General features: G+C 68.2%; 10 protein-coding genes and 2 rRNA genes. All 12 read left to right on the forward strand.

The genetic code is table 11. The features are described from left to right. Nucleotides 1-141, forward strand: a 23S ribosomal RNA gene (locus tag H293_RS0140290); the annotation flags it as partial. Nucleotides 142-211: 70 nt separating this feature from the next. Further along, nucleotides 212-328: ribosomal RNA gene (gene rrf, locus H293_RS0140295) — 5S ribosomal RNA — on the forward strand. 109 nt (nucleotides 329-437) lie between these two features. Further along, nucleotides 438-1,046: a CDP-alcohol phosphatidyltransferase family protein gene (locus H293_RS0140300; protein WP_007380584.1), complete on the forward strand. Its 609-nt coding sequence runs from the start codon at nucleotides 438-440 to the stop codon at nucleotides 1,044-1,046. Nucleotides 1,047-1,159: 113 nt separating this feature from the next. Further along, the gene (locus H293_RS0140305) at nucleotides 1,160-3,655 is read left to right on the forward strand and encodes a mannose-1-phosphate guanyltransferase (protein ID WP_020123449.1); all 2,496 of its coding nucleotides are present in this window, start codon (nucleotides 1,160-1,162) and stop codon (nucleotides 3,653-3,655) included. 104 nt (nucleotides 3,656-3,759) lie between these two features. Next, on the forward strand, nucleotides 3,760-4,656 hold the full coding sequence (locus tag H293_RS0140310) for a DUF881 domain-containing protein (RefSeq protein ID WP_259294639.1): 897 nt from the start codon (nucleotides 3,760-3,762) through the stop codon (nucleotides 4,654-4,656). Continuing rightward, nucleotides 4,653-4,985, forward strand: a complete 333-nt coding sequence (locus H293_RS0140315; protein WP_003988855.1) for a small basic family protein — start codon at nucleotides 4,653-4,655, stop codon at nucleotides 4,983-4,985. Before H293_RS0140310 ends, H293_RS0140315 begins: the two co-directional genes overlap by 4 nt. A 5-nt stretch (nucleotides 4,986-4,990) precedes the next feature. Beyond that, a complete protein-coding gene (locus H293_RS0140320) occupies nucleotides 4,991-5,830 on the forward strand; it encodes a DUF881 domain-containing protein (RefSeq protein ID WP_020123451.1) in 840 nt (279 codons plus the stop codon). 61 nt (nucleotides 5,831-5,891) lie between these two features. Beyond that, nucleotides 5,892-6,800 carry an FHA domain-containing protein gene (locus tag H293_RS55815; RefSeq protein ID WP_078612824.1) on the forward strand — a complete coding sequence of 303 codons (909 nt, stop codon included), beginning with the start codon at nucleotides 5,892-5,894 and terminating at the stop codon, nucleotides 6,798-6,800. An 18-nt stretch (nucleotides 6,801-6,818) separates the two neighbouring features. Further along, complete coding sequence (gene ftsR, locus H293_RS0140330) at nucleotides 6,819-7,556, forward strand: transcriptional regulator FtsR (RefSeq protein ID WP_028808612.1); 738 nt, start codon at nucleotides 6,819-6,821, stop codon at nucleotides 7,554-7,556. 75 nt (nucleotides 7,557-7,631) lie between these two features. Continuing rightward, complete coding sequence (locus H293_RS0140335) at nucleotides 7,632-8,105, forward strand: bifunctional nuclease family protein (protein WP_004002801.1); 474 nt, start codon at nucleotides 7,632-7,634, stop codon at nucleotides 8,103-8,105. A 263-nt stretch (nucleotides 8,106-8,368) separates the two neighbouring features. Continuing rightward, nucleotides 8,369-9,067: a MerR family transcriptional regulator gene (locus H293_RS0140340; protein WP_259294640.1), complete on the forward strand. Its 699-nt coding sequence runs from the start codon at nucleotides 8,369-8,371 to the stop codon at nucleotides 9,065-9,067. A gap of 58 nt (nucleotides 9,068-9,125) precedes the next feature. After that, entirely contained in the window at nucleotides 9,126-10,484 is a 1,359-nt protein-coding gene (locus H293_RS51010) for a DNA polymerase IV (protein ID WP_078612825.1), read from the forward strand. Nucleotides 10,485-11,116 lie beyond the last annotated feature (632 nt).

The raw sequence follows: 11,116 nt of genomic DNA on the forward strand, positions 1-11,116 counted from the left end.
CGGGAAGCCTGCTTCGAGATGAGGACTCCCACCCCCTTGAGGGGTTAAGGCTCCCAGTAGACGACTGGGTTGATAGGCCGGATCTGGAAGCCCAGTAATGGGTGGAGGTGACCGGTACTAATAGGCCGAGGGCTTGTCCTCAGTTGCTCGCGTCCACTGTGTTAGTTCTGAGGCAACGACTGTGTCTTTTTCCGGTCGAACTTCATAGTGTTTCGGTGGTCATAGCGTGAGGGAAACGCCCGGTTACATTCCGAACCCGGAAGCTAAGCCTTACAGCGCCGATGGTACTGCAGGGGGGACCCTGTGGGAGAGTAGGACACCGCCGAACTCCTTTTAGAGCTCTGGCTCTTGGGCATACAGCCCAAGGGCCAGAGCTTTTTTGCGTTGAGGTAAGGTCAGGGAGCATCGTTCGCACGTTTCCCACAGGAGGCCCCCGGGTGGAGGTCCAGGAGACCCGGGTCCAGACGGACCGGGTCCTCACCATCCCCAACATCCTCAGCATGGCGCGGCTCGTTGGGGTGCCGCTCTTCCTGTGGTTGATCCTCAGGCCCGAGTTCGGAGGGCCCAAGAGTGACACCTGGGCGCTGCTGGTACTGGCTCTGAGCGGTATCAGCGACTACCTGGACGGCAAGCTGGCCCGGCGGTGGAACCAGATCAGCAGCCTCGGCCGACTGCTCGATCCCGCGGCCGACCGTCTCTACATTCTCTCGACCCTGGTCGGCCTCACCTGGCGCGAGATTCTGCCACTTTGGTTGACGGCTGTACTGCTCTTGCGGGAGCTGGTTCTCCTGGTGATGGTGGGCATCCTCAGGCGTCACGGTTATCCGCCGCCGCAGGTGAACTTCCTTGGCAAGGCCGCCACCTTCAACCTGATGTACGCCTTCCCGCTGCTCTTGCTCAGTGACGGAACTGGATGGATCTCGTCACTCGCTGCTATTTTCGGATGGGCGTTCGCCGGATGGGGTACAACCCTGTACTGGTGGGCAGGAGTGCTCTATGTGGTCCAAGTCCGCCGACTGGTCCGTGCGGACGCCCAGGCCGACTGAACTCGCCCATTGGCACGGCCGTAGTGGCTCGATGGCCCCCGGCAGAGAAGTGCGGGAGAATCTGGACGGGTGAAGTCGGCTGGACCGTCATCTTTAAGGAGGACGCTTCCGACATGAAGGCCGTCGTGATGGCCGGAGGCGAAGGCACACGCCTTCGTCCCATGACCTCAAGCATGCCCAAGCCGCTCCTGCCGGTGGTAAACCGGCCGATCATGGAGCACGTTCTGCGGCTGCTCAAAAGGCATGGGCTCAACGAGACCGTCGTCACCGTGCAGTTCCTGGCCTCACTGGTCAAGAACTACTTCGGTGACGGTGAAGAGCTCGGAATGGAGCTCTCCTATGCCAATGAGGAGAAGCCACTCGGTACCGCCGGAAGCGTCAAGAACGCCGAAGAGGCGTTGAAGGACGATGCTTTCCTCGTCATCTCCGGTGATGCCCTGACCGACTTCGACCTCACCGAGCTCATCAACTTCCACAAGGAAAAGGGCGCGCTGGTCACCGTCTGTCTGACGCGTGTGCCCAATCCGCTCGAGTTCGGCATCACCATCGTCGACGAGGAAGGCAAGGTCGAGCGCTTCCTGGAGAAGCCGACCTGGGGCCAGGTCTTCTCGGACACCGTGAACACGGGAATCTACGTCATGGAGCCCGAGGTCTTCGACTACGTCGACCCCGATGTACCCGTGGACTGGTCCGGCGATGTCTTTCCTCAGCTGATGAAGGAAGGCAAGCCGATCTACGGCTATATCGCGGAGGGCTACTGGGAGGACGTCGGCACGCACGAGAGCTATGTGAAGGCGCAGGCCGACGTTCTCGAAGGCAAGGTCGACGTCGAGATCGACGGCTTCGAGATCTCTCCTGGCGTGTGGGTGGCCGAGGGAGCCGAGGTGCATCCCGATGCCGTTCTCCGTGGTCCGCTGTACATCGGTGACTACGCCAAGGTCGAGGCCGGCGCCGAGATCCGCGAGCACACCGTCGTGGGCTCGAACGTGGTCGTGAAGAGCGGGGCGTTTCTGCACAAGGCCGTCGTGCACGACAACGTGTATGTCGGGCAGCAGAGCAATCTCCGTGGCTGTGTCGTCGGGAAGAACACCGACATCATGCGGGCGGCGCGTATCGAGGACGGCGCGGTCATCGGCGACGAGTGCCTCGTCGGCGAGGAATCGATTATTCAGGGGAATGTGCGGGTCTACCCCTTCAAGACCATCGAAGCCGGCGCCTTCGTCAACACCTCGGTCATCTGGGAGTCCAGGGGCCAGGCGCATCTCTTCGGCGCCCGTGGCGTCTCCGGCATCCTTAACGTCGAGATCACCCCGGAACTCGCGGTCCGGCTGGCCGGCGCCTACGCGACGACCCTCAAGAAGGGTTCGACCGTCACCACCGCCCGCGACCACTCCCGTGGCGCGCGGGCACTGAAGCGGGCCGTCATCTCCGCTCTGCAGGCCAGCGCCATCGACGTACGCGACCTGGAGAACGTACCGCTGCCCGTCGCGCGGCAGCAGACCGCGCGGGGGAGTGCCGGCGGGATCATGATCCGGACCACGCCAGGGGTGCCGGATTCCGTGGACATCATGTTCTTCGATGGGCGGGGCGCCGACCTCTCCCAGGGCAGCCAGCGAAAGCTGGACCGGGTGTTCGCGCGGCAGGAGTACCGGCGCGCGTTCCCAGGCGAGATCGGGGACCTGCACTTCCCGGCGAGCGTCTTCGACTCGTACACCGGATCACTGTTGCGGAACGTCGACATCACCGGGATCTCCGACTCCGGGCTGAAGGTCGTCGTGGACGCCTCGAACGGCAGTGCGGGGTTGGTGCTGCCGAGTCTGCTCGGGAAGCTCGGGGTGGACTCGCTGACCATCAACCCGGGGCTCGACGAGTCGAGGCCGACGGAGACGGCGGATGCCCGGCGGTCCGGGCTCGTGCGGCTGGGCGAGATCGTGGCGTCCGCGCGGGCCGCGTTCGGTGTGCGGTTCGACCCGGTGGGTGAGCGGCTGTCCCTCGTGGACGAGAAGGGCCGGATCATCGAGGACGACCGCGCTCTGCTCGTGATGCTCGACCTGGTGGCCGCCGAGCGGCGCAGCGGCCGTGTGGCGCTGCCGGTGACCACCACCCGGATCGCCGAGCAGGTGGCGGCGTATCACGGGACGCAGGTCGAGTGGACGACCACCTCGCCCGACGATCTGACCCGGGTCGGACGCGACGACTCGACGATCTTCGGCGGTGACGGCAAGGGCGCCTTCATCGTTCCGGAGTTCAGCAGCGTCTTCGACGGTACGGCGGCCTTCGTACGGCTGATCGGGCTGGTGGCGCGGACGCAGCTCACGCTCAGCCAGATCGACGCGCGGATTCCGCGGGCGCATGTCCTCAAGCGGGACCTGGCGACCCCGTGGGCCGTCAAGGGGCTGGTGATGCGCAGGGTCGTGGAGGCGGCGGGCGATCGCTTTGTCGACACGACGGACGGTGTCCGGGTTGTCGAGACCGACGGACGCTGGGTGATGGTGCTGCCGGACCCGGCGGAGGCGGTGACCCATCTGTGGGCCGAGGGGCCCGACGACGCGTCCGCGCAGGCCCTGCTCGACGAGTGGTCTGCCGTGGTGGACAGCGCCGGCCGCTGAGCCACGCACACGCGCGTGCCGGACATGTGTCCCCAAAGGGGCCTGTCCGGCACGCCGATGGGGCCATTCGGAGGTAGGGGCCGCGACGTGCGACGATGTGCGGCATGCCGCAGCAGCCCCCCATTCGGAGCACCCCCACGCGCCCGTCGCGCCCGGACGCCTCCATGTCGCTGCTCACCAACGTCATGGACCACAGCCTCGACGACGGGTACGCGGAGGCCGCGGCCCGCAAGAAGGCGGCCGGTGACGGTGGGCTGCCCAAGACGTTGCGGGCCCGGCTGGGTCTGGCCCTCGGGCTGGTGCTCGCCGCTCTCGTGGTGACCGTGGGGGCGGCGCAGGCGCGGGTGGCAGCTCCGGTCGTGGCCAAGGAGCGCGAGGAGCTCATCGACCGTATCGACCGCGAGAGCGGGACGGCGGACAAGCTCGAGGAGAGCGTCGACCGGCTGCGCGACGACGTGACCACGCGGCAGCGAGAGGCGCTCAAGCACACGGGCGACAGCGGTCAGGCCGACCTCGTGGGCATCCTCTCGGGCGCCGTGGAGGTGCACGGCCCGGGCGTCAAACTGGTCGTGAACGACGCCAAGGAAGCCACTACGGGCGGCGACGGCAACCCGCGAGAGACGTCGGGCTTCTCCGACACCGGGCGGGTGCGCGACCGTGACATGCAGCGGGTCGTGAACGGGCTGTGGCAGTCGGGAGCCGAGGCCATCTCGATCAACGGACAGCGGCTGACCGCGCTGTCGGCGATCAGGGCCGCGGGTGACGCGATACTGGTCGACAACAAGCCGCTGGTTCCGCCGTATACGGTGCTTGCGGTGGGGGACGGGCAGCGGCTGAGCACCAGGTTCCAGGACAGCGCCGACGGGCTGTATCTGCACGCCCTGCAAGAGAACTACGGCATCCGGACCGCCATCTCCGCGGAGGACGACCTCCGGCTGCCGGCCGCACCGAGTGTGATCGTACGTACAGCAGAGCCGAGAACTGAGAAGGGCACATCGTGATCGCCGTACTGGGCCTCGTCGTGGGAGTCGTGGCCGGCCTGTTGGTCCGGCCTGAGGTTCCGGCGGTCGTCGAGCCTTATCTGCCGATCGCCGTGGTGGCGGCGCTCGACGCAGTGTTCGGAGGGCTGCGGGCCATGCTCGACGGCATCTTCGACGACAAGGTCTTCGTCGTGTCGTTCCTGTCGAACGTGGTCGTGGCCGCGCTGATCGTTTTCCTGGGCGACAAGTTGGGCGTGGGCGCCCAGCTGTCGACCGGTGTCGTCGTCGTGCTCGGCATCCGGATCTTCTCCAACGCCGCGGCGATCCGTCGGCACGTCTTCAGGGCGTGACGCCGATGAGCGAACAGGAAGAGACGCCCGGCGGCAGGCTGCGCAAGGAACTGCCCGAGGAACTCCCGGCCACGCCGGCAGAGGAGACCGAGGGGACCGGTGCGCCGGCCGCGGAACCCGCGCTGACCGGCCGTCAGCGGCTTGTGCAGGGGCTGTGGCCGCCGCGTGTGACGCGGGCCCAACTCATCGTCGCCGTCCTGTTGTTCGGCCTCGGATTCGGCCTTGCCGTCCAGGTGGCGTCCAACAGTGACAGTGACAGCGCGCTGCGAGGGGCCAGGCAGGAGGATCTTGTCCGCATCCTCGATGAACTGGACGACCGTACTCAACGTCTTGAAGACGAGAAGCAGGGCCTCGAGAAGCAGCGGGACGAGCTGGAGAACAGCTCCGACCAGGCTGAGGAGGCCCGCAAGCAGACGGTCGAGAAGGAGCGGCAACTCGGCATCCTCGCGGGCACGGTGGCCGCTCAGGGGCCGGGCATCACGATGACGATCGAGGACAACAAGGGGAGGGTCGAGGCGGACATGCTGCTCGACGCGATCCAGGAGCTGCGAGCGGCCGGCGCGGAGGCGATCCAGGTGAACGGCGTACGGGTCGTCGCGGGCACCTATCTGTCGGACTCGGGCAAGAGCGTGAGCGTCGACGGGAACAAGATCACCGCGCCGTTTCGTTTCAAGGTCATCGGCAATCCGCAGGACCTCGAACCGGCGCTGAACATCCCTGGAGGCGTGGTGCAGACGCTCGAGAAGGAGCAGGCCACCATTACCGTCGATCGGTCGGGCAAGATCGTCGTGGACGCCTTGCGAGCTGCGAAGCGGCCTGACTACGCTCGGTCGTCCTCCCAGTGAACCGGCGGTGCATGGGGGGCATCCGGCCAGGGCATGAGGTTGCGGGGGGTCGGCGCACCGAATGGGTGGTGCGTGGTGGAAACTGTCTGGTGGAAACGGACGTTGTGAGGATGTCCGGGTCGACCGGTGTGTTCAATCAGGGTTCGTCCTGCCCCACGGGCGGGTCTGTTTCGGTCAAGGGGAATCGCCCGTGAAGTTGTTTGCGAAGTTGTTCGGCAAGAGCGCGCGAGAAGGCAGCGACAACAACGCGACCGCTCGTCATCGCGCACAGCCCGACGCCGAGGGTCAGCGCCCGCTGTTCCGGGACCAGGTCGCCGGTCAGGGTGGTGACGTTTCCGGAGGTCAGGGCGTGCCGTCTGTTGACCCTGCCCAGTCCGGCGGCATAGGTTTCGGGCAGCCGTCAGCCTCAAGTACGGGTGGAGGGTTTTCCCCTATGTCGGCCCAGGTGTGTACGAGGTGCGGTAACCGCAACGCGGAGAACAGCCGCTTCTGCTCCAACTGCGGCGCCCCGCTGCGGCCCGGTGCCGTGCCCGAGCGCCCCTCGGAGACGACCTCCACCATCTCCATCTCGGGACTCGAGGCCTACGACTCCGAGGTCACCGGTCAGACCCAGATGCCGGCGCTCTCCCCGGAGGCGCAGGCGGCCGTCGACGCCCTCCCGCTGGGCTCCGCGCTCCTGGTGGTGCGCCGCGGACCGAACTCGGGCAGCCGCTTCCTGCTGGACGGCGAGCTGACCACGGCCGGCCGTCACCCGCAGAGCGACATCTTCCTCGACGACGTCACGGTCTCGCGCCGGCACGTGGAGTTCCGCCGCGGTCAGGACGGTTCGTTCACGGTGTCCGACGTGGGCAGTCTCAACGGCACCTATGTCAACCGCGAGCGGATCGACGCGGTCGCTCTGAACAACGGCGACGAGGTGCAGATCGGCAAGTACCGGCTGGTGTTCTACGCGAGCCAGCAGGGCTACTGACCCTCCCAGGGAAGGTCCATGCTTCAAACACCGAGCGGCGGTGCCGGACACGGTACCGCCGCCACGGACAGTGGGCTGATGAGCATCGGCACAGTGCTGAACGTGCTGCGCGACGAGTTCCCCGAGGTCACGATCTCCAAGATCCGTTTCCTGGAGTCCGAGGGCCTCATCGAGCCGCAGCGGACCCCCTCCGGGTACCGAAAGTTCAGCAACCGGGACGTCGAGCGCCTCGGCCACGTCCTGAGGATGCAGCGGGACCACTATCTGCCGCTCAAGGTGATCCGGGAGCACCTGGACGCCATGGAGCGCGGCGAGGCCGTCGCGCTGCCCACGGTGGGCCGCCAGCGGGACGGAGAAACGGTCCTGGAGGTCGCCGAGGGCCCGACCGCGGCCCGGATCGGCAGGGCCGAGCTGCTCGCCGCTGCCGAGATCGGCGAGCCGGAGCTGGCGGAGTGGGAGTCGTATGGGCTCCTCACGCCGCTGCCGGAGGGCGGCTACGACGCCGAGGCGGTGACCGTGGCCGCGCTCGTCGTGGAGCTGGGGCGGTTCGGGATCGAGCCCCGGCATCTGCGGGCGATGAAGGCGGCTGCCGACCGTGAGGCGGGGCTGGTGGACCAGGTGGTGGCCCCGCTGAAGCGCCACCGCAACCCGCAGACCCGCGCCCACGCGGAAGCTCGTGCCAAGGAACTCGCGGGGCTCACTGTGAGGCTGCACGCGGCACTTGTGCAGACCGCCCTCGGCGTACGCCTGCCCTGACGGCGCCGGGCACGGGATCGCCCCCGTTTCCTGCCCGACTACCCAAACGTCCCGGGCACGGCCTAGGGTTGCTGTGTGAACGAGCTCGATGTCGTAGGTGTCCGGGTCGAAATGCCCTCCAACCAACCGATCGTGCTCCTGCGTGAAGTGGGAGGCGACCGCTACCTTCCCATCTGGATCGGGCCGGGAGAGGCGACGGCGATCGCCTTCGCGCAGCAGGGCATGGCCCCCGCACGACCGCTGACGCACGACCTGTTCAAGGACGTGCTGGAGGCGGTCGGCCAGGAGCTCACCGAAGTGCGCATCACGGATCTGCGTGAGGGCGTCTTCTACGCGGAGCTGGTCTTCGCCAGCGGGGTCGAGGTGAGCGCGCGGCCGTCCGACGCCATAGCGCTGGCCCTGCGCACCGGGACGCCCATCTACGGCAGCGACGGAGTGCTCGACGACGCCGGTATCGCGATCCCGGACGAGCAGGAGGACGAAGTGGAGAAGTTCCGCGAGTTCCTCGACCAGATCTCCCCCGAGGACTTCGGCACCAGCAGTCAGTGAGGCGGATGCGGCCGGCCTGGCGGATCAGTGGTCCGTGAGGGGTCGGCCGTGTCCGGTCGTCACCAAAATGCTGGCATTTGCCACCGGCGCGTGAGAGCGTCCTGCGACCCGTTCGGAGCGCATTCGGCTAGCCTTTCCCCGCATTGGGGTACGGCAAACCACTCCTAGGGTGATTATCACTCGGCGTGCCGAGTGTGGCGATCGTTGACGCACCCCTGGTGACTGCCTACCGTCGAGAAGGCAGGTCAAGGACGGAGGTCGGCGTGAGAAGCAGCGGCGACGGTACGGCTGGGGGTGCCCCCGGACGGAGTCTCGGGGCGAGCGGTCCGTACCCTCCCCCAAGCTCTCAACTGCGTTCGAGTTGGGGGAACCCCCATCCCGGCAGCCCTTTTCAGGGCAGCGCGGCCGATCACGCTCCGCAGCGACCGACGGCAGTGCCGAGCAGCGGAGGGGCGACGTCCATGGCGTCCGAGCAGATCGGCTATCGCGGCCCTACGGCCTGCGCGGCTGCCGGTATCACCTACCGGCAACTCGACTACTGGGCACGCACCGGGCTCGTGGAGCCGAGCGTGCGGCCGGCCCACGGGTCGGGGACGCAGCGGCTCTACAGCTTCCGGGACGTCGTCGTCCTCAAGATCGTCAAGCGGTTCCTGGACACCGGCGTGTCCCTTCAGAACATCCGCACCACCGTCCAGCACCTGCGGGAGCGAGGGTTCCAGGACCTGGAGCGCATGACCCTCATGAGCGACGGGGCCACGGTCTACGAGTGCACCTCGCCCGACGAGGTCCACGCGCTGCTGCAGGGCGGCCAGGGCGTCTTCGGGATCGCCGTGGGGGTCGTCTGGCGCGATGTCGAGAGCGCCCTGTCCCAGCTGCACGGGGAGCGCGTCGACACGGGGGAGACGCTCATCGGGCACAACCCCGCGGACGAGCTGGCCAGGCGCCGCAACCGGGCGGTCTGAGGCCTGCCCCGCTTTCTGGGGCGGGGCATTGTCAGTGGCGTAGGGCAGCATCGGACATGTGAGAAAAGCGCCCACGATCCTGCATCTCGACATGGATGCCTTCTACGCCTCGGCGGAGCAGGCGTCCAAGCCGAGTCTGCGCGGGAAGGCCGTCGTCGTGGGCGGGCTGGGGCCGCGGGGAGTGGTGGCCACCGCGTCCTACGAGGCCCGGGTGTTCGGGGTGCACTCGGCGATGCCCATGGCCCAGGCGAGACGGCTCGCGCCGAACGCCGCGTATCTCGTGCCGCGCTTCGGGTTCTACAAGGCGATCAGCGAGCAGGTGATGGGGCTGCTGCGAGAGCTGTCGCCGCTCGTGGAGCCGCTGAGCCTGGACGAGGCGTTCGTGGACCTGGAGGCCGGGGGCGCGGCCTGGGACGAGGCGTCGGCGCGGTTGGTCGGGACGAAGCTGCGGGCCGACATACGGGCCTTCACGGGGCTCACGGGGTCGGTGGGGCTGGCCGCGTCCAAGATGCTCGCGAAGATCGCCTCCGAGCAGGCCAAGCCGGACGGGCTGGTGGTGATCGAGCCGGGCACCGAGCGGGCGCTGCTCGGGCCGCTGTCGGTGCGGACCCTGCCGGGGGTGGGGCCGGCGACGGGGGACCATTTGCGGCGGGCCGGGATCCATACCGTCGACGAGATCGTCGAGGCGGGGGAGGACGAGCTCGTACGGCTGCTCGGGAAGGCGCACGGGCACGGGCTGTACGCCATGGCGCTGGCGCGGGACGAGCGGGCCGTGGTGGCGGAGCGGGAGGCTAAGTCGGTGTCGGTGGAGGACACGTACGACGTGGACATCCATGACCGGGTTCGGGTGGGGCTCGAGGTGCAGCGGTTGGCGGACCGGTGTGTGCGCAGGTTGCGGTCGGCCGGGTTGTCGGGGCGGACCATCGTGTTGAAGGTGCGGCGGTACGACTTCTCGACGTTGACGCGGTCCGAGACCTTGCGGGGGCCCACGGACGATCCCGCGGTGGTGCGGGAGGCCGCCCTGCGGTTGCTGGAGGGCGTCGACTCGACGGGGGGCGTGCGGTTGCTGGGGGTGGGGGTGTCCGGGCTTGCCGACTTCACACAGGAGGACCTGTTCGCCCAGGCCGCGGGGGAGAGGTTGGACCATGCCGTCGAGGAGGTGGCTGACGACGTCCCTGCCGAGGAGCGGGATGTGGTGGTCGAGCGGCGGTGGGTTGCCGGGCATGACGTGCGGCACGCCGAGTACGGGCACGGGTGGGTGCAGGGGAGCGGGCTGGGGCGGGTGACCGTGCGGTTCGAGACGCCGCATTCGGAGCCGGGGCGGGTGCGGACGTTTCTTGTCGATGACCCTGCGCTGGAGTCGGCCGAGCCGTTGCCGTTGGTTGAGGTGATGGGTGCCCGTCCGTGTCATCCGTGACGGGTTCTTCGGCGGGGGCGGGGGCTCCGCCGGGCTGGGGTGGGTTCGGGGCGTGCAGGGTGCTTGTCGGGGCCGGCTGGGGTCTGTGCCGACCGTTCGGCCCTGAGGTGGGGTGTAGGGCGGGGGGCGTCGGGGGGTGGAGGTGGGCTCGGCGGGCGTGCGGCGGGGCCGCGGGGTGTTGGCTGTGCGGTCGCTTCGGCTCGGCTGCCGAGGCGGGTCGCGGGGATTGGGGGGCCTGCCGGGCCGGAGTGGGTTACGCGGGCGGGTGGAACGGCAGGCGGGGTCGGGGCGGGAGTTGGCTTGGCGCCGATCAGGCGGGATCTCGTTGGGTGTGGGGCCGGCGCTGTTGGATCGCGGGGGTTCGGGGGTGGCCGGTTTCGGGTCGGGGCTTGGGTCCTGCTCGGGAGCTGGTGTGGGTCGGACGGGATGTCGGTTGGGTGTGGGGCTGGTGCTGTTGGATTGCGGGGGTTCAGGGGAGGCCGGTTTCGGGGTCGGGCTTGCGGCCTGCCTCGCGGAGCTGGTGGCGGTCGGGCAGGTCCTCGGTCGGGTGCGCGGTCGGTGCTGCTGGACTTGCGGCAGCTCGGATGGTGGGTTCGGGTCGGGTTCACGGCCTGTACCGCGCGGCCTGGCGT

Origin of the sequence: Streptomyces canus 299MFChir4.1, from assembly GCF_000383615.1 — a bacterium.
GTDB classification, from domain to species: domain Bacteria; phylum Actinomycetota; class Actinomycetes; order Streptomycetales; family Streptomycetaceae; genus Streptomyces; species Streptomyces canus_C.